The organism is Bermanella marisrubri (genome assembly GCF_012295615.1).
GTDB lineage: Bacteria > Pseudomonadota > Gammaproteobacteria > Pseudomonadales > Oceanobacteraceae > Bermanella > Bermanella marisrubri.
Genome location: NZ_CP051183.1, coordinates 1,910,500 through 1,932,887 on the forward strand (window position 1 = coordinate 1,910,500; position 22,388 = coordinate 1,932,887).

Annotated in this window: 20 protein-coding genes and 1 tRNA gene; 7 read left to right on the top strand and 14 right to left on the bottom strand. The window is 44.0% G+C overall.

Annotation, left to right across the window (positions count from 1 at the left end):
- Positions 1–75 precede the first annotated feature (75 nt).
- Complete coding sequence (locus HF888_RS08800; protein ID WP_007016944.1) at positions 76–1,035, bottom strand: AraC family transcriptional regulator; 960 nt, start codon at positions 1,033–1,035, stop codon at positions 76–78.
- A 167-nt stretch (positions 1,036–1,202) separates the two neighbouring features.
- Here HF888_RS08800 and HF888_RS08805 point away from each other — a divergent pair, with 167 nt between their 5' ends.
- The 3 genes from HF888_RS08805 (at position 1,203) to HF888_RS08815 (ending at position 4,059) form a co-directional block, all read left to right on the top strand.
- Positions 1,203–2,657: a flavin-containing monooxygenase gene (locus tag HF888_RS08805; RefSeq protein WP_007016945.1), complete on the top strand. Its 1,455-nt coding sequence runs from the start codon at positions 1,203–1,205 to the stop codon at positions 2,655–2,657.
- Complete coding sequence (locus tag HF888_RS08810; RefSeq protein WP_007016946.1) at positions 2,650–3,672, top strand: alpha/beta hydrolase; 1,023 nt, start codon at positions 2,650–2,652, stop codon at positions 3,670–3,672. The genes HF888_RS08805 and HF888_RS08810 overlap by 8 nt, the downstream gene beginning before the upstream one ends.
- A gap of 75 nt (positions 3,673–3,747) precedes the next feature.
- A complete protein-coding gene (locus tag HF888_RS08815) occupies positions 3,748–4,059 on the top strand; it encodes a DUF3301 domain-containing protein (protein WP_007016947.1) in 312 nt (103 codons plus the stop codon).
- A gap of 95 nt (positions 4,060–4,154) precedes the next feature.
- Here HF888_RS08815 and HF888_RS08820 read toward each other — a convergent pair whose 3' ends face one another.
- The gene (locus tag HF888_RS08820) at positions 4,155–4,610 is read right to left on the bottom strand and encodes an alpha/beta fold hydrolase (protein WP_007016948.1); all 456 of its coding nucleotides are present in this window, start codon (positions 4,608–4,610) and stop codon (positions 4,155–4,157) included.
- Positions 4,611–4,718: 108 nt separating this feature from the next.
- Here HF888_RS08820 and HF888_RS08825 point away from each other — a divergent pair, with 108 nt between their 5' ends.
- Positions 4,719–5,063, top strand: coding sequence for a PBPRA1643 family SWIM/SEC-C metal-binding motif protein (locus tag HF888_RS08825; protein ID WP_007016949.1), 345 nt, complete (start codon positions 4,719–4,721; stop codon positions 5,061–5,063).
- 1,045 nt (positions 5,064–6,108) lie between these two features.
- Here the strand turns inward: HF888_RS08825 and HF888_RS08830 are convergent.
- From HF888_RS08830 to HF888_RS08840, 3 genes are all read right to left on the bottom strand, one after another.
- The gene (locus tag HF888_RS08830; protein WP_007016952.1) at positions 6,109–6,441 is read right to left on the bottom strand and encodes a hypothetical protein; all 333 of its coding nucleotides are present in this window, start codon (positions 6,439–6,441) and stop codon (positions 6,109–6,111) included.
- Positions 6,442–7,152: 711 nt separating this feature from the next.
- A tRNA-Ser gene (locus HF888_RS08835) sits at positions 7,153–7,240 on the bottom strand.
- Positions 7,241–7,337: 97 nt separating this feature from the next.
- Positions 7,338–7,895, bottom strand: coding sequence for a nitroreductase family protein (locus HF888_RS08840; protein ID WP_007016954.1), 558 nt, complete (start codon positions 7,893–7,895; stop codon positions 7,338–7,340).
- Between the two features lie 151 nt (positions 7,896–8,046).
- Between HF888_RS08840 and HF888_RS08845 the strand changes: the two genes are divergently transcribed.
- The 3 genes from HF888_RS08845 (at position 8,047) to HF888_RS08855 (ending at position 12,333) form a co-directional block, all read left to right on the top strand.
- Positions 8,047–9,429 (top strand): adenylate/guanylate cyclase domain-containing protein, encoded by a 1,383-nt coding sequence (locus tag HF888_RS08845; protein WP_007016955.1) that lies wholly within the window; start codon positions 8,047–8,049, stop codon positions 9,427–9,429.
- Between the two features lie 5 nt (positions 9,430–9,434).
- Positions 9,435–10,034 carry a DUF6436 domain-containing protein gene (locus HF888_RS08850; RefSeq protein ID WP_007016956.1) on the top strand — a complete coding sequence of 200 codons (600 nt, stop codon included), beginning with the start codon at positions 9,435–9,437 and terminating at the stop codon, positions 10,032–10,034.
- A gap of 67 nt (positions 10,035–10,101) precedes the next feature.
- On the top strand, positions 10,102–12,333 hold the full coding sequence (locus tag HF888_RS08855) for an HD domain-containing phosphohydrolase (protein ID WP_007016957.1): 2,232 nt from the start codon (positions 10,102–10,104) through the stop codon (positions 12,331–12,333).
- On the opposite strand, the gene HF888_RS08860 is transcribed toward HF888_RS08855, so the two are convergent.
- The 9 genes from HF888_RS08860 to folC all read right to left on the bottom strand — a co-directional run bounded on the left by HF888_RS08860 (position 12,275) and on the right by folC (position 22,387).
- Positions 12,275–13,327: a methyltransferase domain-containing protein gene (locus tag HF888_RS08860; RefSeq protein ID WP_007016958.1), complete on the bottom strand. Its 1,053-nt coding sequence runs from the start codon at positions 13,325–13,327 to the stop codon at positions 12,275–12,277. The two genes, HF888_RS08855 and HF888_RS08860, sit on opposite strands and share 59 nt — an antisense overlap.
- A complete protein-coding gene (locus HF888_RS08865) occupies positions 13,311–15,296 on the bottom strand; it encodes a transglutaminase TgpA family protein (protein WP_040297536.1) in 1,986 nt (661 codons plus the stop codon). Before HF888_RS08865 ends, HF888_RS08860 begins: the two co-directional genes overlap by 17 nt.
- On the bottom strand, positions 15,293–16,267 hold the full coding sequence (locus HF888_RS08870) for a DUF58 domain-containing protein (RefSeq protein WP_007016960.1): 975 nt from the start codon (positions 16,265–16,267) through the stop codon (positions 15,293–15,295). Before HF888_RS08870 ends, HF888_RS08865 begins: the two co-directional genes overlap by 4 nt.
- Entirely contained in the window at positions 16,264–17,154 is an 891-nt protein-coding gene (locus tag HF888_RS08875; RefSeq protein ID WP_007016961.1) for an AAA family ATPase, read from the bottom strand. The genes HF888_RS08870 and HF888_RS08875 overlap by 4 nt, the downstream gene beginning before the upstream one ends.
- A 51-nt stretch (positions 17,155–17,205) precedes the next feature.
- Entirely contained in the window at positions 17,206–18,408 is a 1,203-nt protein-coding gene (locus tag HF888_RS08880) for an O-succinylhomoserine sulfhydrylase (protein WP_007016962.1), read from the bottom strand.
- A gap of 20 nt (positions 18,409–18,428) precedes the next feature.
- Positions 18,429–19,946 carry an amidophosphoribosyltransferase gene (gene purF / locus HF888_RS08885; protein WP_007016963.1) on the bottom strand — a complete coding sequence of 506 codons (1,518 nt, stop codon included), beginning with the start codon at positions 19,944–19,946 and terminating at the stop codon, positions 18,429–18,431.
- Positions 19,947–19,970: 24 nt separating this feature from the next.
- A complete protein-coding gene (locus HF888_RS08890) occupies positions 19,971–20,486 on the bottom strand; it encodes a CvpA family protein (protein ID WP_007016964.1) in 516 nt (171 codons plus the stop codon).
- Between the two features lie 95 nt (positions 20,487–20,581).
- Positions 20,582–21,115 carry an SPOR domain-containing protein gene (locus HF888_RS08895; protein ID WP_007016965.1) on the bottom strand — a complete coding sequence of 178 codons (534 nt, stop codon included), beginning with the start codon at positions 21,113–21,115 and terminating at the stop codon, positions 20,582–20,584.
- A gap of 3 nt (positions 21,116–21,118) precedes the next feature.
- Positions 21,119–22,387 carry a bifunctional tetrahydrofolate synthase/dihydrofolate synthase gene (gene folC / locus HF888_RS08900; protein ID WP_007016966.1) on the bottom strand — a complete coding sequence of 423 codons (1,269 nt, stop codon included), beginning with the start codon at positions 22,385–22,387 and terminating at the stop codon, positions 21,119–21,121.
- Position 22,388: the final 1 nt, after the last annotated feature.

Below are 22,388 nucleotides of genomic sequence, written 5' to 3' on the forward strand. Positions count from 1 at the left end.
CAAAATGGCGCCAATTATAGCTCACTGCTAAACCATCAGAAAGCTCAAGCTCCTCAGATACAACTTGAATACTACTCATGTTGCCATGTAAAGACCATCACGATATGTCTTTGGACTCACACCCTTCCAACGCTTAAACGCGTGACTGAAATTCGCAGCATCGCTATAACCCAACCGCTCAGCAATCTCATCAAAGCTTATCGAATTGGCAAGTAGCGCCTCAGCCATACCCATTCGCACTTCATCCCTTACTAGGCGCCAACTCATGCCCTCTTCCTTAAGCTGACGATGCAAGGTTCGCGTGGTGCGCGCCATGCTGCTAGCCACTTGCTCCATCGAGGCATACAACCCCAAAGACAGCAGTTTATCCCTCACATCCTGAGCAATATCTCGATACTGATTTTGCTGTTGCAATAGCTGACGACATTGATCCTCACAGGTCTTAGCTGTTTGTGCGTTAGCCCTAGGTAATGGCCGATCAAGTAGATTCGCATCAAAAATGACTGCACTCTGATCACTATTCAAAACCAACTCGAAACCGAGGCCTTGTGTAAGATCTGTCACAACAGACGGGAGTTCTTGTTCAGACAAAGTCAGGTGGATTTCAAAAACAGGAAAACCGCCAGCGAATAACTCCCGCTGTATAACAAGTAAAGCGGATATATCTCTCACCAATACTAAGGTACCCAGGTCCCCTTGTGCTTTTGGGGTAAATATCAATTCAACTTTGCCATTTCGCTCAATAAGCTCAATGTGACACAGGGCATACGTCAACCCCAGATAGCGCAACCCCAGATCCATTGCTTTTCGTAAACTGGCACTAGAAAGTAAGGCATAACCCCAAATACCGTAGCTAGTGAGCTGATATCGCTGCCCAAGTTGCCAGCCAATAATAAACGGGTCACCACGGGTATTTAATACGTTTTGTAAAGCTTGTAGCTCTTGACGCTCAGTGACCCATTGATCCGAATCACTCAGGCTTTCTAAGGACTGAACCGATACTCCAGTATCAGCCAGCAAGTCCTGAATACTCATTCCGCACTCTTCGGCGTACTGCCGAATAATGTCCAATCCGTTAATTGATCGCTTGGCCAAAACCAACCTCTGTCTGAAAATCACAAACCTTCGTCTTTTTATACCATAGATTCAAAGCTCTCAAGCGGATAATGTATCGATTAAAATAATAACGACACGAGCTCCCTATGCTGGATACAGAATTTCTCATCATTGGCGCAGGCTTTGGCGGCATCGGCATGGCCATTAAGCTTAAACAGCAAGGCCATAATTGCATTACCCTTTGGGAGAAGGAATCCGACTTAGGAGGATGCTGGCGTGACAACCACTATCCAGGAGCGGCGTGCGATGTTCCCTCTCACCTATATTCTTATTCTTTTGCACCCAACAGCCAATGGAGTCATAAATTTGCGCCTCAGCAAGAAATCTATGATTACATCAAAGACTGTGCAGACCGATTCAAAATCACTGAGCATATTCATTTCAATAAAGAAGTATCGGAAGCCCGCTACGATAGCGAGAACAATCTCTGGAGAGTGACCGATACTCAAGGCAACGAATTGCGTTGTCGCTATTTAATTACCGCTACAGGACAATTAAACCGTCCTGCTTATCCAGGCATCGCAGGACTTGAAAGTTTTAAAGGTGAGCAGTTTCACTCCGCTCGCTGGAATCATGATGTGGATTTAAAAGACAAAAATGTCGCCGTTATCGGCACAGGCGCCAGTGCAATCCAATTTGTGCCATCTGTGGTTAACAAAGCCAAGCACGTAACGCTTTTTCAGCGTTCTGCGCCCTATGTCATTCCTAAGCCGGATCGACCATACAGCAAATTCGAGCGTTGGGCTTTTAAACGTATTCCGGGCCTTTTAAAACTCAGCCGCTTAAAAACCTACCTGCAATTCGAAGTACGCTTTTTAGCTTTTCGTGATTTGCAGTTTTTACTAAAACCTTATATTGCATATTGGCGACGCTTCATGAACAAGCAAGTCAAGGACGAAGGCAAGCGTAAAAAACTTACACCAGATTACATCATTGGCTGCAAACGTATTCTCATTGCGAATAATTATTACCCAGCCATCGATCAAGACCATGTCGATTTAGTGGATTCTGGTATTGCAGAGGTGACTCCAAGTGGCATAACAGACAAGCAAGGCAATCAGCATGATGTCGATGTCATTATTCTCGCTACAGGCTTTAAAGCGACTGATTTTTTATCGCCCATTAAGATTTATGGACAAGATGGCATTTCATTAAATAATGCCTGGAAAGACGGCGCTGAGGCCTATTTAGGTATGTGCGTTAATGGTTTTCCTAACTGCTTTATGCTTTATGGCCCCAACACGAACCTTGGGCACAGCTCTATTATCTATATGCTTGAAAGTCAGATTAACTTTATTCTAAAGGCAATTGACTACGCAAAACGCCATGACACGAAAACCCTGAATGTAAAAGCAGACATTCAAAGTAAATACAATGACACACTTCAACGGAAAATCCATGCGTCAGTCTGGGATCAAGGTTGTACCAGCTGGTATAAAAATGAAAGCGGAAAGAACACCAACAATTGGTCAGGCTTTACACTTAGCTATCGTCGATTAACCAAGCACTTCAAAGCCAAGGATTTTGCCACCAATGAATAACGCCCAAAACACAAAAGCCGAGCACACTGAACTAGAAAAGCGAATGGATGAGCAACAGCTATTTGCATGTAAGTTCGCAAAGTGGACACCCTCTTTGCATTACCTACCCGTTTGGATGTCACGACAAAATTACGAACTACTGGACACCCTATTCGGGCTAAAAAGAACAGGCATCAAAAAAGATACAACTATACAGACCATCGACCACTGGGTCGAATCCTCCACATCAGTAAAACGTTTTAAGATTCGCTGTTATTACCCACACACTAAAATTAACGAATCAAAAACACCAACTGATGCACTAATGTTTTTCCATGGTGGGGGCTGTGCAATTGGAAGCCTCAAAAGCCACGATGCGTTTTGTCGTTTCTTGAGTAAGCAAACGAAGTCATGTGTTATCGCAGTGGATTACGGTTTAGGCCCCAAGCACCCTTACCCTACCGCCATTATTAATGCCATTGAAGCCACTAATTATGTACATCAAAACGCAAAGACACTAAACATAAACCCTGACACCATGGGTGCCAGCGGAGATAGTGCCGGCGCTTACCTTTCTCTACTTTGCAACCAGACTGAACTGACCAAGATATTGAGTGTTGATATACAATATTCGTTAAAATATTTAGCACTGCTTTATCCTATGCTCGATCTTACTGGCGCGTCTGAATCCTATAAGGAACATCGACCCTATCAAATACTTACGCCAGACGTTATGCAGTATTTTGCCAGACACTATTTGCAAGACATGTCGAAAGCACAAGATGAACTTGCCAGCCCCGTTTTAGCGAAGTCACTTAATCTAGATATACCTTGCTTCACTATGACAGCGGAATTTGACCCACTAAGAGACGATGGTTTTCGACTGGCCACGCGCTATGGCAAAGATCTTTGCGAACATATCCATGCAGACGATAGCACTCACGGATTTATTCATTTGGCAGGCCATAGCAAAAAGGCCCTAGCACATTGCCAACGTTTTGCAGAGGCAATAATAAAATTGAAAGACAGCCTATAATCCAAGTTTTCATTGAAAGTCGCTCTACAGACCTTATCATGACATGCCAATTGATAAGTATTTGAGCATTAAAGCATGCAATTAAACGACTTAGTCATTCTGTTTATCTGTTTCATAATAGCGGCATTCTGGTGGCACGATCGCGGTATTAAACAAGCGGCCTACACGCTAGCAGTAAAAATGTGCGAGGAGCGGGACGTGCAGCTGCTGGATCAGAACATTCGAATTTGCCGCTGGATGCCAAAATTAGATAAAGACAAAGGTCCCCATATCATGCGCACCTTTCGTTTTGAATTTACTCATACCGGAGAGCGGCGTTATACAGGCCATTTGATTATGCGTGGTAACCGATTCTCCGACTTTGAGTTACAGCCATATCATATTTAGTGACTAAGCTAGCAGTGATTGTTACTCGAGATTCTTCAAGATAAGCTCGGTAACACGTGCTGGAGCATGAAGTTGCGTCCAATGATTAACACCGCTCAATCTATAATATTCAAACCCGGCATCGCAATACTTTTCACAAGGTGGATATACCAACCTTTTATCTTCTGCATGATTCCGCCACGCGCATACGCATTAGGATGACCCACGGATAGAGTGATGTATTTTTGCACATAACCGGGATAGCTAATCGCCATTTGCCACCCAATAAAAGCACCCCAATCATGGCCAACTACTTGCACCTTCTTAATATCCAACTTATCAAGAATCGCAACCATATCCGCTGCCAATAGACTCCAATGATAATCAGAGACATTCGAGGGCATGTCCGACGCGCCACGACCTCGCGTATCGGGTGCTATAACTCTATAACCAGCCTCAAGCAAAGCAGGGTTTCTCAGCAGAACCGGCGTACCTTCGCCCACATCAATAACATTAAAGCCTAACCCCGCCACCTGAATTCGCTTCGTTGGATAATCTGCGTTCTCTACCACTCATCCCTTCCTTAGCGCTTCGTTTCTGAACTCTTATAGGGCTATAGTACTTGAATTACGCTATAATACACGCCGACTCCTGTATAACTCTCAAACTGACGGTAAATAATGTCCAAATTCTTCTATAAAGGTCGCCCCATGAAAAAACCCACTCATTCGAGCCCGGGTTTTGAAACTAATGCCACTGTTTACTTAGGCACAGACAAAGCCCCTGCCCAGATCAGCGTACAAAGCGAAGTACGAAAAGAGGAATTAGTTGCCATATTCGCCGAGCACGGCTGGGCCAGCAAGATTGAAGTCAATCCAGATCAAGAAGAAAACATCCGCGACCTCGAAATTCTGCAAGAGCGTGAGAACACCTCCCAAGCTCAAACCACTAAAGCAGCAGGCCGAAACGACCCTTGCCCTTGCGGCTCAGGTAAGAAATACAAAAAGTGCTGTGCAGCTGCTTAATTTTTTACTTTGCTGCCACACAAAAGAAAAGCCAGTTAAAAATTAACTGGCTTTTTTGGTTCTAAGATCTGATTGCTTGCTTAGACTACTGACCACACGATTGAAGTGAAAACACGAAAAGCCCAAACCATACATTACCAAGCAATATCAGCAACTTGATCGCGCCTCGCGCAAATGCGGGAATATTTTGATAACAGCACAAATAGCCAATGACCATCCACTGTACAGCTAACCACACAACTGAAAAATACAAAATACCCCTATGGCACGCGATTTCAGAGGAGGTGTAATAGGCATACCACCACCCCAAAACCATACCCGTGGTGAGAAGCAGGAGAATCGCGCAAGATAGAAGACTGCGCCAACGTGGGTACTCCGTCCTAAAAAGCCTATCCTTCGCTTCTTTCCATTTTCCTTTCATTCAACCCCCTTCTAGAGCTACCACGTGGCGTAAACAAAACGACTCCAATTGGAGGTAAATTATTTTTAGCAGCAAACCCGCGTTAATTTGTCCGGTGCGAAGCACAAACTACATTGACCTATTATGTTTTTGATACAACCAATAAAGCAATTGAACTAGCAGGCACCCAAGATATAAAAATAATGCTAGGATAACTACCATAACTGGCCATGTCGCCACATAAAGATGCGACGCACCCTCATAAAAATCAGGCCTTTCTCGAATAAAGAGCAAATAGCTCCATGCAATCAGAGATAAAGCCAAAATCAGATCCGACGAGAGCTTATAAATATTCACTCCCATAAATTTGAAAACAGTTTTTGAAGATATCAAATAAGCTATGAGAGCTGGAAAGGCTGTAGCCATACTAACAATAAGTATGGATATGATCGTATTCGAACTGACTTCGTTTTCAAATATCGGGCGCGAAAAATCCAGATACATATTAATACCCGCTAAAAAGGCTAGCAATGCTATTAGTAACTTCCTATTCAATATTCTTCCATAGAAAACAAAACACATGTCAGCATAGGCACGGCTTTATCGAGTCCGCTGAATTTATACACCATACGAATTGATTCCAAATTAGCAGGCGATACCAATAAGCAGTTTGGAATTATTTTCATTGTGTTGATCTAAATCGGGACGGCGCTGCAGCGGTCCGGTGCATCCTCTAGGTAAGATGTATTCAACAGCCAAGGGCTCCACTTGCTCAAGGTTTATGGGTTTTTTATCTTCACGTTGCACCAAAATATAATAGGGTTGTTGAAACATCACGATGTAACTATCAAAAATATAAATGACACCATCCTTTTCTATCTTGGCATGATTTTCTTCAACGAGAACCAAATCGCCTGAAAATACTGAAGTTGAGATGAAGGCTGCAATAAGAGCCAGTACCTGAAGCGATCTCTTCATGTTTCCATCCTATTTATACAACGCCTAAAGCAACGACGAGTGAAACGATCCAGCCAGCTTGCTGGCCAATTGGCTGGTTTTGTTATAAGTCTAAGTTTCTATGAAAACCCAAACGACCCCGAAGATAAACATCAAAATCCCAAACAAGAAGACTAAATTTTTGTAAAATCGAGACTTTATAGGGACTGAGTACTCAGCATACATTGCTTCTGATGAACTGAAATATTCAACCAATATATCTAAAGACACTAGCATAAATCCAAGTCCCCAGAGCCATTCATACTCATATATATTGGCTATAAAGTAGACCGCAAAAACTGCTGCAATGCTTTCTCAGTTAAATATCTTCTTCATTAGTTATAACGAGGCTGTAGAAAAACCAATTTTGAGACAGTGATTTCCTGCAGCCTATCACAAGTTCCTTTTGTTTCGGACATAAGCAGGCTTTGCCTGCGTGAGCATTTATAGATTGATAAATCGCCGAAAAGGTAGAGTTTTTTAAAGCATAGGACTTTGAAGCGGCAAACTCCGGTCGGGATGCGCTTCGCGTTTTCGTTCTCCGTTGACATATAGTGAGGTGCAAGCGGTTTCTTGGCTCCCTCTAATCGAACCCTGATCAAGGGCTCTCACCCTTCCCTCATCTTGATTCTTGCTACCTTCAGAAACGAAAAAAGCCTGAACAATTTCTCGTTCAGGCTTTCTTTTTGTTAATGGCGGTGAGGGAGGGATTCGAACCCTCGATACGTTGCCGTATACACACTTTCCAGGCGTGCGCCTTCGACCACTCGGCCACCTCACCAAAATCTCGGAATTTCAGTTTTACTTGCTGTTTCCTCAGCAATTGAGGCCGCGTATTATACCTAGGCAACTCAGGTGTGCAACTAATTCGTTGATTTTTAAGGCTTAATCCATTGTTTTACGTATCCGTCCAGCTCCACTTCTGGTGCATGATTGGTAATCGTTGGAGTACCTATATATAAAAATCCAACGATTTCACCCTGCTCAGGAACATCAAAGGCTCGTTTTACTTTTTCTTCATAGGCACACTCTCCCGTGCGCCAAATAGAACTATATCCCAGCGAGCTGATGGCCACCTGCATGTTCTGTATGGCAGCTCCTACCGCTAAGATCTGCTCAGTGACGGGTATCTTGCTGTTTTCGTAAGGATGGCATGTAGCCACAATCATCAACGGCGCGCGCAGTGGCATATTGCGCGACTTTTCGACTTTGGCGTCACTCTCACCCCTCTCTTTGGCTATATCAGCAAACAAGTGACCAAGTTCTGCCAATTGAGCACCTTGCACGATATGAAAACGCCATGGCTTTAGACGACCATGATCTGGGGCGCGCAAGCCACAACGCAGTATCTGTTCGACTTCCTCGTCTGTGGGTGCTGGTGCATCTAATTTAGGAGAGGATGCACGCTTTTGAAGAAGCTCTATTACTGTATTCACACTTCACCTTTTCTATACTGTTATTGAGCTTTTAATTGAGCTGGGTCTATCAATGCGCCTTGCACTAGAGTCCAACTAAAGGTTAAATAGTCGACCTTTTATCATTTAACTGTTTGTTAATTGCAGTTGCAAAGAATTATCATTTAATTACATGCTAAATACTAGAACCGAGCCACACACTGCCCCGCTTTACGAGTTTTATTCTCGCAGTGTTGCTTTTATTGCTGCTGCTGCCACCATTATTTTTGGTCAAGATTATGGATTAACCAGCGATGCTTACCACTACGTATTAGTTATCTGCGCGGTTTACCCTTTCTTAACGTACTTTGCTGGTCGCGCTGTTCCCGAGAATTTCCAACCTTATCGCAGGCCAACCCTTTTGCTAACCGATAGCCTACTTACTGGCTGTTTCATTGCGTATTTGCATTTTGCTGTAATCCCTTCTGCGCTCTTTGCTATTTTGGTCAACACATCAGTGATTACACTAGGCAGTTTTTTCTTATGGGCAGGCAGTATTCTTACCATGACTGTCGGTGCTTATGTTGGTTACATCTTTTTCCAACAAGGCATTGTTTTGGATGTTCACCCAACTATTGAGATCGTCGCCATTGTCGGCACAGCCTGCCACTTAGCGGTGACTGCTTTTTATAGCGCCAAACAAAATGCTCAATTAGCGGTACTACACACCAAACTCACCCTTGAGCAAAAACGTCAACAAAACCTATCACACAAGGTTGCAAAGTATATTTCACCGCAAATTTGGGAATCCATTTTCTCGGGCAGCAAAGAAGTTAAACTGGAAACTCAACGTAAAAAATTAGTGGTGTTTTTCTCAGACATTAAGGGCTTTACAGCTCTTTCAGAGCAAATTGAATCTGAAGCCCTGACGGAATTACTCAACAATTATTTAACTGAGATGACCAACATTGCGCTGAAATACGGCGGCACCATAGATAAGTATATTGGCGATAGCATCATGGTATTCTTTGGTGATCCCAAAACCCAAGGTGCGAAAAAAGATACACTTGCCTGTGTAGCCATGGCGATTGAAATGCGCAGGCACATGAAAGTATTGCGTCAGAAATGGCGCGCGCAGGGCGTTCAAACTCCCCTTGAAATTCGCATGGGTATCAATACAGGGTATTGCACAGTCGGTAACTTTGGTACCGAAAGTCGCATGGATTACACCATCATCGGTAAAGAAGTAAACATGGCAAGCCGCTTAGAAAGCGCCGCTGAAGCAGGCGAAATTTTGTTATCACACGAATCCTATGCATTGGTGCAAGACAAAATTATTTGTCGAGAAAAAGGCAGCATTGCTGTTAAAGGTTTCTCGCGCCCAGTGCCTGTATTTGAGGTTGTTGATTTTCGCCATAACCTGGGTGGCAAGTCCTCATTCATTGAACACGACCTACCTGGTTTCTCCATGTACATGGATACCAATCGCATCAACAATTACGATCGCGAAAAAATTGCTAAGTCGTTGGAACAAGCCGCTGCACGCATAAAAAGCCAAGCACGCATGAAGGGCTAAATACCATGACGCGCCGAACCCTTGCTTTTATTTTCATGGGCTTATTGGCAGTTTGGCTCGTAATTCTGTTTGTAGGTATTGCGTATTTTCAGAATCAATACGTGGTTCCGTTTAGCCACAAGGCCGAACAATTCTTAAATGCCAGTAAAACCGAACAATGGTTTCAGCGACTTAACAACACCCTTCCGAAGAAAAACACTCCGTTGCGTCTGATCCAGCTCTGGCAACCCGGTTGCTTATGCAATCGTTTTGCGCGCCCTCATGCGCTAGACACCCTAAGCCTTGCGGCAGAGAAAGGCATTGAGCACATCACCTTAATACCTGCCAGCCAAGCATCAGCAAGAGAGGCATTACAAACCCTAAATCCAGGTACACGAATCCTCGTTGCCGGCAATGATCAAATCAATGCTTGGCCAAATAGCCCTTCTGTTATGTTACAAGGCTCGATGGGACAACTTTTGTACTTTGGCCCACTGGGCTTTGGTGCATTTTGTGGCCAACCAGGCACCTCGGCCCTGACTAGCCAGATTAAAGCCGTAGAAAACGGCGCTCAACGCCCCTTTTTCAATGTGATAGGCCAGGGGTGCTTCTGTAGCTTTGATTGACCATGTGTAATCCATAGAAAGTGCTAGGCTTATAGGTACGCCTGCTAAACACCATGAGCCTTTCGCGATGGATAAGCACAATTACCAAACCTTAGCCCATATCGGCCGCGCGCTCATGTCCGAGCGAGACACCAACAAATTATGCGATCTCATACTAGACGAAGCTCAAAAGCTGACTCAAGCCGATGGTGGCACGCTTTACCTCATTGATGAACAGCCACCTAAGCACTTGAATTTCGCCATAGTTCATACCGAAACTCTAAATATTCGCTTGCAAGCATCGACTGGCGCAAGCGTTTTCGATCCGTTACCTCTGTACGAAACCAACGGTAAAAAAAACCATCATCACGTGGCCACCCATACAGCACATTTAAAAACACTGATCAACATCGAAGATGCCTACCATTGCGAAGATTTCGACTTTTCGGGAGCCAAGGCATTTGATGAAGATAACAATTATCGCACTCAATCCATTCTGGCGGTCCCCCTACTAAACGAGATGAATCAATTAGTCGGCGTATTACAACTGGTCAATGCTCGAGATGAGGATGGTGAGATCATTGCCTTTGACAAGGATTTAGAACCCATCATTGCAGCACTGTCCAGTTACGCAGCAACCGCCATTGAAAACCGCACCATCAGCGATAGCCAAAGAGCATTATTAATTGAACTCGCAGCCACCACCAATACAGAAGAAATTATTGAGCGTATCTTAGATGAGTCCATTCATCTAACAAACGCCGAAGGCGGCACACTTTATTTAGTCAGCGCCCTTGAAGACCAAGACTCGACACTTAGGTTTGAAATCATAAAAAACAATAAGTTAGATATTTATATGGGCGGTCAGCACGGAGTCGACATTCCCTTCCCTGACATCCCGATTGTTTCAAGCGATGGTCAAGCCAATCAAAAAAACGTGGCCGCTTACTGCGCTAATAGCCTATCGATCATTAATATCGAAGATGTTTATACCAGTGAAGATTTTGATTTTACCGGCGCAAAAACATTTGACGAACAGACTGGTTATCGCACCCAAAGCGTCTTGACCTTTCCGTTACTAAATCACCGCGCGGAAGTCATTGGTGTTTTGCAATTAATCAATGCCAGAGACACACAAAGCGACAACGTTATCGCCTTTCATCAAAGATTTATTCCGCTCTTACGAGGCCTTGCCCTCTATGCCGCTATCGCTCTTAATAACCAAATATTGGTACAGGATTTAAAGGACTTATTAGATGCCTTTGTTAAAACCATTGCCAAAGCGATTGATGCAAAAAGCCCTCATACTTCGGGACATTGCCAACGCGTACCCTTGTTAATGGAACTCATCGCAAAAGCGGCTTGCAAAGACGACACTGTATTCAAGGACTTTGAACTCAGCGAAGAAGAGTGGTACGAACTACGCGTTAGCGCCTGGATGCATGACTGCGGTAAACTAGCAACGCCAGACAGCGTATTAGAAAAATCAACCAAGTTACATCGCATGCGTGACGGCATAGAAACTATTGAAGCACGCTTTGCATCGCTAAAACATCATAGCAAGATTCAGTTTCTAGAAGACTGTCTGGCTCATCCTGAATTAAAACAACAACGTACCGAAGAATTTGATGCCTACATCAAGTTGCTTGACGATGATCTTGAATTCATAAAAACCAGCAATAAGGGCGGCGAATTCATGAGCAAAGAAAGCAAAGAACGCATTGAAAACATTGCACACTATCAATGGCCTGATGCCTATGGGGAATGGCACCCAATGCTAAGCCAAGATGAGGTTTACAACCTATGCATTGAACGCGGCACACTATCTCAAGAGGAACGCCAGATTATTAATGATCACATGAAAGTGACTATTGATATGTTAGAAGGCCTACCATTCCCCAAACAATTACAGCGCGTGCCTGAATACGCTGGCGGTCATCATGAGAAAATGAATGGCTCCGGCTTCCCCAGAGGACTGACTCGACAGCAAATGTCTGTACCCGCCAGAATGATGGCCGTGGCAGATGTATTTGAAGCACTGACCGCAAAAGATCGACCGTATAAAGATCCCATGAAGATCAGCACATCTCTAAATATTTTGCGAAAGATGGTGGAAGACGAACACATTGATCCTGATATTTATCAGCTTTTTGTGCGCTCACGAGTATGGGAAAAATATGCGAAACGAATACTCATGCCCGAGCAACTGGATGTCGATGACATCAATAATTACCTGTTGTCCGAGCAAGAATTAATAGAGATCAACAGCAAGCTGAACCGTCACTCCCCTGAGCACTTGTTGAATCAGCAAACGGGATAGGCGTACCGCAATCGGGATAAATCCCGTAATGGTTACTCCAATCACCAAAAAACTCAAAGTGTTCCTTAAAGCGGGTATCATTTAGCATCCGATAAGTATTTCCGCACACTGGAAACATCCGGCCGGTTTCAATCTTGTGATGACCATCCAGTTCAAAAAAGAAAGGCTGATGCTCTATAGTTCCCTTGTAACGCACTGCTTGACCATAGTCTTCACACGCGGTTTCTAGCCCATCAATTTTGAAAAGGCGATATGTCGCACTATAGAAATTCATGTGACCAATTTTTGCTTCAACATCTTTGTTTTCGATGGTCAAAGGTCGATCTTTTACCAAGCGAGGATCAGTGAACCCCGCTTGTTTGGAGAACTCTAAAAAGTCACGCCAATACAAAGCACCGCTTAAGCACTCGCCATACAACACAGGATCATCAACTAGGTTCTGTGGAATTCGCCGATCACAATAGACGTCTGAAAAATACATCTCACCACCTTGTTTTAATAAGCGATGAGCCTGTTTTAAAACATGAGGTTTGTCTTGGACTAAGTTAATCACGCAATTGGATACAATCAGATCAAAATATCCATCGTCAAACGGGAGGTCTTCTAAATGGTCAATATCCCCCTCTACAAACTGCACATTACTTGTTTTGTATCCAAATACATCTGCATGGTAGTCTTGATATTCGCGAGCAACTTCTAACTGTTCGGGCGTCATATCTAAACCCACAACTTTCCCGGTTTCCCCAACCATAGCCGATAGTGCATACACATCCCGACCTGCACCACAACCCAAATCCAACACCTTTAAACCGTGCATTTGCTCGGGCACGACCAAACCACAGCCGTAATAGCGCTTCATAACTTCATCATGGACCTTGGAAAGAATCGGCTTTAAAAACTCAGGCATACCTTCGTCAGTGCAACAGGCATTAGTTTTTAAATCATCACTGCTCTGCAATACGTTACCGTAATAGTCTTTAACGGATTCTCTCATGCCTTAACTCCTGTTTAATTCTTTTTAATCGACTCATACCCAACTGGTAATCTCGACGATCGAGATTACCCATAGACGACCCATACAGCTTGTCCTCTATCCAGTGATTAAAATACTCAATGCTTTTTCGATGGGTGGGATGCAATTGCATCAAAGACTTACTAATGTGCGCAAAGCTCTTCCCCGTCAAGTCATCACTAGAATATGAGTCGCTACTACCTAATAAAATCTTACAATACTGTTGCCATAACTTTTGATGATAGCTTTTCTTAGCTGGACGCTGATCCCACAGCAAATAAGCTATCGGAACAGCAAGTAAAGCAAGCATGGTAAGGACAATCCATAACACCGAGGACCAATCTGAACCCCATATTTCTTCCAACAAAGCCCTTTGCTGTTCGCCTTTGTAGTTAAGCATCCAATCATTCCAAAAATAATCGAAGACTTGCAACTGCTGATACATGGCCAGCATCCACGCATTGGTCTTACGAATACCGGTATACTCATCTTTAACGGCATCTTCTAAACCACGCTCTACCCGGTCTGGATTAATCCATCCAGTGGGGTCAATACGCATCCACCCTTTGTCTTTTAAATGCACCTCCACCCAAGCATGAGCATCGCGCTGATAAATCGTGTAATAGTTCCCAGCTTGGTTAAACTCACCTCCATGATAGCCAGCCACCACTCTTGCGGGTATACCTAGCGATCTAAACATAAATGTCACCGCACCAGCGTAATGACCACAAAAACCAGCTCTAGACTCAAACAAAAAGCGATCAATCGTATTTTGACCTTCAATTAAAGGCGGATTTAAGGTGTAGCGATATTCTTGCTGAAAGAAAAAGGTCTGCAGTGATCTGACAGCATCCGCTATAGGCGCTTGTTTTGATATATCAAGAGAGTCAACAAATGCTCTTGTCCGCGGGTTTTCACCCTTTGGTAGCTGTAAATAACTACTGCGCTCTCGATAGCTCAATGTGCGCTGATCAATGAAAGAGCCCCCACTGCTTTTTACCTCATAAATACGCTTGCTGATCAAAGGAACCCTATTTTTAAGCGTACCATCCGATTTAACTCCTACATTCTCACTACTGGATACACTATTTGCCAAGGCAAACAACCATTGCTTCTCATGAGGCTCTAACATTATTTGATATTGATATTGCGGATCACGCAAGGATGCCGGCCTGATATTGTCGGGGCGATGCTGTTGCGACCATTCTTCTCCATCAAAGAAATCAAGAATCAAACCGCGCCAATATCGATCACCCATAGCGGGCGCATCTGCCTCAAAGGTTGCCCGAAACGCCACATCATTATTTTTACCTAGGCTAGAGAAACGTCCTGGAGACATGGTATCCGACAAGCCCACTTGACCTGCCTGCGTAGGAATCTTAAGCGTCCAAAGCGGGGCCAAACGAGGCATGACAATAAAAAGAAAAATAGCCAAAGGTAAGGACTTAGCAAGCAGTGACAAAGCGACTTTAAACGAGCTAAATGGAGAAACCTGAGAATCTTGATGCAACCGGATCTGCGCTCCGATGTTGAGCACCAAACCAACGAGAACAATCCCGTACATCAATGGCGTTTGATCAAAAAGAAACGCCATACCTAGCAACATGTAACTCAAAAAAATAAGAATATAAGCATCACGATTTGAAAACGTCTCCAATGGTTTCAATATCATGCCACTCATGAGCAATACGGTTGTACTCTCGATACTGGGGGATAACCCAAACTCTTGAAATACACCATAGAGCCCTGCCGTTACTAAACAGCCTTTATATATCCAATGAGCTTGAGGAAATTTCCCCGTAAAAATTAAATAACGCCATACTATTACGAATGCAGCCAGACTGATCACCCACCACGGCATTTGCGAATAATGCACCAATATTGAATAAGCAAGACTAATAAAGACAACGCTTAAGCCACCTTGACTCACCGCTTTAGATGTCGCCATCATGTCACCACCTTAAAGTGCGCCAATGCATGCAAACATTCTTTTAAATGAGCTTCGCCAAAGTTCTTTGAAATATAAATATTGGGCAAACGTAAAGAAAACGGCATTTGGTTCTCGTGACTTTCTAAAACCCAAGCACACATAATACTCAAACGGCTCTCCCAGTCCTGTGACGGGGCGGCACGCCAATCGATATCTCTATGCTCACCCATAGCCTCACGAAAAACCTTACTATAAAGTTGGCCAGTTTTTGCGAATTGCTTCCAAGCAATGTGTTTTAGTGAATCACCTTTTTGATAGATACGAAAATCCAAGGCGTCATCAACATCGCCTTGGTTGAGCAAATTTTTATCACCTTCACCATCACCGGCGCCGGTGTATTTTTGAAATGGCACTAAGATGGGTTGTGGAAAAGCCACACCATCAAACGCCATAAACACCCAAGTCCAGCAATGAAACAAACCCAAAGGGTAACGACTAAATATAGTAAAACGCTCGGGCTCCAAAACACCACGCTTGGCCACTACATATTGTAGGCCAAGCCGCTTTTGTTCTTTTACATCACCGATCAATTGACTGTGCTCCGCACTAAAACCAATGAATAATGCGTGCTTTGTCTTGCCTTTTGCAGTGGATAAGCGAATAGGTAATTGAATGATATCGCCTGCGTAGCAATCCTCTACTTTGCCTGATTGAATATGCAATTTGGCCAGGTTGCGATAAGTTTCGATCATGGCGGTAATCATCAGACTGACCAACAAAAAACACAAACTAAGCAGAAGATTATTTTGATAGTTAACACCAGTAACAAACACTAAGACTAACATCACAACAAACCCCCAACCCACGCGGCTAGGGAAAATGAAAATGCGTTTTTGGGTTAACTGTACGCTGCTGGTACGTGGCAGCCTGCGCTTTAACCAAGCACCTAACACAGCGCTCAATCGCTTACGGATAGGATCGAGAAGCATCATACCACGGCAACAGTGGATAAGATTTCATCCGCAACATTTCCGGCGGCCAATCGATGCTCAACAACTGCAGGAAATACCTGTTGCACATCATCAGGCAAGACATGATTGCGACCATGCAGCATTGCCCAAGCCTTCGAGCCGTTCAAGAGTGACAAAGCGCCCCGTGGCGAAAGACCCGCAATAACATCACTGCGTTCTCGAGTCGCGTTCACGAGATTTTGTATGTAATCCAATAGCGGTTCACTGGCGACAATAGACTTTACTTTTGCCTGATAACTTTGAAATTCCTCAGGCGATATAATCACTTTCAATTGATCAGAAAACCACTGATCACCCTTTAACAAAGCGCGTTCGGCTTCTCGGGATGGATATCCCAACTGCACTCGCATTAAGAAACGGTCTAATTGAGATTCAGGAAGATTGAAAGTACCAGATTGTGTTACAGGGTTTTGCGTTGCAATAACAAAAAATGGATCAGGCAAGCTATAGGTTTCACCATCGACACTGACTTGATGCTCTTCCATCGCTTCTAGTAAGGCACTCTGGGTTTTAGGTGTCGCACGGTTAATTTCATCCGCCAACACCACTTGTGAAAAAATCGGCCCCTTATGAAAGACGAACGCACCACCAGTTGGACGCTGCTCGAATACACTAGCGCCCAGAATATCCGCTGGCAATAAATCACTTGTAAATTGAATTCGCTGATATTTCAGACCCATGACATTGGCCAACGCATGACTCAATGTCGTTTTACCCATACCTGGTAGATCTTCAATTAAGAGATGACCGCGAGCCAACATACAGCTAACGGCAAGTTTAATTTGATGTTCTTTATCTAAGATAACTCGATTGAGCTGATCGATTAACGCTTGTAATTTTGCGTCCATTCACCCCCCTTAAAACGACGAAACCCCTGTGCAGGTCCGTTTTTCACAGGGCTAAATACGACTCAAGCCAAAAGCCAGATCTCTTTGAATATCTTCTATGTCTTCGATTCCACATGCAATACGAATCAGACCATCTGTGATACCTGCCGCATTACGCGCGTCTGCAGATACACGACAATGCGTTGTTGTTGCCGGATGAGTAATAGTGGTTTTCGCGTCACCTAAATTCGCTGTAATTGAAAGCATACGCGTGCTATCGATCACCGTCCAAGCAGCCTCTTGACCACCTTCTACTTCAAAGGCAAGCACACCACCAAAATTGCTTTGCTGCTTTTTCGCTAAGTCATGGCATGGGTGTTCGGGTAATCCTGCATAATGAACTGCTTTAACTTGCGGTTGATCTTTTAACCAAGTAGCCAGCGCCATGGCATTTTCACTGTGGGCTTTCATACGTAGAGATAGTGTTTCCAAGCCTTTGATCATAACCCAAGCATTGAATGGGCTCATGGTTGGCCCTACGGAGCGCAGAACCCCAACCACTTGCTCCATAAGCTCGCTAGAACCCAACACCGCTCCACCTAAGCAACGACCTTGACCGTCGATATACTTAGTCGCGCTATGAATCACCACATCGATACCGAAAGACAATGGCTTTTGCAATGCAGGCGTACAAAAGCAATTATCCACCACGGAAATAATATTATTGGCTTTAGCAAGCTTCGCCAACGCTTCCAGATCACCTACTTCGTTCATTGGATTTGACGGAGATTCAAGATAAAACATTTTGGTATTGTCTTGAATGGCTGCTTCCCAAGCATCAACATCCGTAAGCTCGACAAAACTTACTGTGACATTAAGCTTGCTGACGAACTTTTCAAACTGAACATTGGTTGAACCAAAAATACTACGGCTCGAAACAATATGATCACCTGGATTTAACAGAGCCAAGATAGTCGAAAAAATCGCAGACATACCGCTAGCAGTGGCTACACATTGTTCAGCATTTTCAAGTGCTGCCAAACGCTGCTCAAACGTCTTTACTGTTGGGTTGGTATAGCGGGAATAAACATTGCCGTCTTCGTCACCCGCAAAAAAAGCCGCTGCTTCTTGCGCGTTACCAAATACATAGCTTGAGGTTAAAAACAAGGCTTCGCTATGCTCATGCTCTGGCGAACGTTGATATCCCGCACGTACAGCCAAGGTATCAAAGTTCGCTTCATCTAATTGTGAATCATAGCGTTTGTTATCGGCCACGTTTTAACCTCATAAAGTGACTATTCAGCAGACTCATCATTGTGCAAATCAATGATTGCATTCTCTACTTTAGCATTTTTTTTGTTCGCATCATTGCGTTTGGCGGACAGCTCATCAAGATAATTATCATCGATATCACCTGTCACATAGTTGCCATTAAAAACAGAACAATCAAACTCGTATTGCACTTCGGCACCATCACAGGTAGCTTCAACCAAATCTTCTAAATCTTGATAAACCAACCAATCTGCACCAATGGCTTTCTCGATTTCTTCAACTGTACGATCATGCGCAATAAATTCTTCTTTTGCTGGCATATCGATACCATATACATTTGGATAACGAACTGGTGGCGCTGCACTCGCGAAATACACGTTATTGGCACCTGCATCACGGGCCATTTCAATAATTTGTTCGCACGTTGTACCACGAACAATAGAATCGTCTACCAACAAAACATTTTTACCGCGGAACTCTAAGTCCAACGCATTGAGTTTTTGCTTTACTGATTTCTTACGCAGTTGCTGACCAGGCATGATGAAGGTACGACCGATGTAACGGTTTTTCATGAAACCTTCGCGGTACTTAACACCCAAACGGTTGGCCAATTCCAGTGCACTTGAACGACTTGTATCAGGAATGGGAATAACTACATCTATGTCATGATCTGGTCGTTCACGTAGAATTTTCTCGGCTAATCGAGCACCCATTTTTAAACGGGCTTTATAAACACTGATTTTATCAATAATTGAATCAGGGCGAGCAAAATAAACATGCTCGAAAATACATGGTCGATAGACTGGGTTCTCTGCACACTGACGAGTATGCAAGTTGCCATCCACATCAATATAGACCGCCTCACCGGGCTCAATATCTCGAATCACTTTAAAACCAAGTGCATCAAGTGCAACACTCTCGGAAGCGATCATGTACTCGGTACCTTTTTCAGTCTCGCGCTTACCAAATACCGCAGGACGAATACCATAAGGATCACGGAAACCAACTACACCGATACCTGCAATCATAGCAATTACCGCGTAACCACCTTTCACACGTTTATGAACGCGTTCTACTGCATCGAATACATCCTCTTGCGTTGGCTTCAGTTTCTTCTGCTCATGCAATTCGTGAGCAAACACATTGAGCAATACTTCAGAATCACTAGTAGTGTTTACGTGACGTAAATCTTCTTTGTAGACGTCTTCCACTAATTCATGAGCATTGGTTAGATTGCCATTATGAGCCAAAACGATGCCGTAAGGACTGTTCACATAAAATGGCTGAGCCTCTGCTGAGCTTGAGCTTCCAGCGGTCGGATAACGAACATGGCCAATACCCATAGTTCCGACTAAACGCTGCATGTGCCGCGTGCGAAATACATCTTTTACGAGACCGTTGTCTTTTCTCAAGAACAATCGACCACTATCTGATGTCACAATACCTGCTGCGTCTTGTCCGCGATGCTGCAATACAGTCAATGCGTCGTATAAGGCTTGATTCACATTGCTTTTAGCAACCAGACCAACAATGCCACACATGGCAGATCCTCTTTGTTTACTGCGTTATTGAGTCAGGCCTTCTTTGGACTGCCCCAAGGTGAGAAGGGTTTCGGTAGCGCCTGGTAAAACATCCTTGGACCACGCAACCATTAATTCAAAATGCGGAATAAGTGTTGAATCCTGCCACCACGGGTCATCTTTCAGGGCAGTAAGCTGCATACCATACACGGCAGCCGTCACTAAAATCATGCCGCGTGCAACACCGAATACAACACCAAACATACGATCAGTACCAGCCAAGCCGGTCATTTTGACAAATTCAACCATCAAATTATTAATAAGCGCACCGACTATAATAGTCGCTGTAAACAATACCAAATAGGCAACGGCATAACGCGCGGAGGGGGTATCAATTAAGCCATCGAGTAACACTTCCAAATGGCCACTAAAAATGCGTGCAACGATGAAGGCTGTTATCCAACTGGCAAGAGAGAGCATCTCTTTAACGAAACCGCGCTTAATACTAATCAGCGCTGAAATAACAATAACGGCTAGGATAACCCAGTCGATTAATAACATTGATTAAGCCTTGATCAAATCGGACAGTTTTGCAGCTGTCCTGCTATTTTGGAAGCGGCATTTTAGCAAAGGCATTGCACTAGGCAAAGGGAGAATCACTGTGTAAATAAACGCAATTCGCCTTTTACGCCAAATTCTTTTTCCAATACCAAAAGCTGATCACTTAGCCAGGTTTTCTGTGTGCTAGGGCCGATAAACACTCGTGTATACTGACCATCTTCAGATAAACGCTCAAACGCTTTATAACCTTTTTCACGAAGAGCATTTCGCAATTTAATTGCATTCTTTGCCTCGGCAAAACTACCTACGCGTATCTGCCAGAGCAAAGCTTGACCATCTTCTTTTTTCACGGGCACATCAATCGTAGCTGATGCCACTTTCTTGCCATCCACCTCAAATTCGTTAACGTCAATCGTTTCGCTAGCTTGAGACTCAGGCGGCCTGATTTGTCTGAGAGAAAGGGATTTGGGTAACGCCATATCCATATTTGGAATGTCAGTTTCTAGCGGTACCTGTTCGGATAAATAGGCTGCGTTTTTGGCTTTCGGAGCGATCAATGGCAGAACGATCAGAGCCACGACAACGAGCACAGCAGACCCTACAAGCTTTCGTTTAATCCCTTCATCCATCTATTATTGCTCCAGCCAAGACTTTGCTGCCGACACAGTTAGAAAAGAACCCAAGACTACCACATAATCGTCGCATGTGACCTCTTCCATCACACACTCCATCGCTTGGCTTACACTGTGGAAGTCTCTAGAGCCATGAGGCAAGTGATCAATCCTAGACATTAACTCCTGAGCAGTCTGCCCACGATAACCTTGTAGTCCAGCAAAACACCACTGATCAACACGATCTTTCAGTGCAGTCACTACATCATTCGGATTCTTGTCCTGCAGCATGGCCAACACAGCAAACACTCGGCCTTTGGTTTCAGGAATGTACTGCAGTAAGAATTCAGCTGCTTGCGGATTATGTCCTACATCCAACATGCCAGATACACTTTGGCCAGATGAACCCTGATAGCAAAAAGCTTGCAAGCGACCTTCAACGAATACATTCTGCAGAGCCAAACGAACATCTTCGATAGCCCATTCTATCGGTAGCATCATCATAGCTTGCAGAGCTGTACAGGCATTTTCTATTGGCACTTTCGGCAAAGGGAGATCATTGAAAACTATCCGCTCACCCGAAGCATTGACACCAAACCAATCAAAACCACCCTGCTCGTTTAGCTGATGATGAAAGTCTTGATGTTTAATCAATAACTTTGCATCAATCTCATTGGCATGAGCCAATAAACCTGAGGGTGGATTCACTTGCCCGCAAATTGCTGGCTTGCTTTGACGATAAACTCCCGCTTTTTCATAGCCAATTTTATCTAAGGTATCCCCCAACCAGTCCTGATGATCTAGGCCAATACTTGTAACAATAGAAACATCTGGATCAACCAAGTTAACCGCGTCTAGTCTTCCACCCAAACCGATTTCGAGCACAGCTGCTTCAACATTAGCTTGCTTAAAAAGATACAAAGCCGAAAGCGCCGAAACCTCAAAGTACGTAAGAGAAATATCTCCTCGTTTACTCTCAATAGCTTCAAAACTATCTATCAACTGCGCATCAGAAACCTGCTTTCCGTTAATAGAAACACGCTCGTTATACTTAGTAATGTGCGGACTGGTGAAAACACCGACACTGAATCCAGACTGGCGAAACAACTCACCACATGTTGCTACAGTCGTTCCTTTGCCGTTAGTTCCAGCGACCAAAACGACATACTTAGCAGGCTTAATAAGATCGAGCCGCTCTGCCACGGCTCTAACTCGATCTAACCCCAAATCAATGTCTTTGGGATGGGCAGACTCCAAATACTGAAGCCACTGATCTAAGTTTCGACTCATA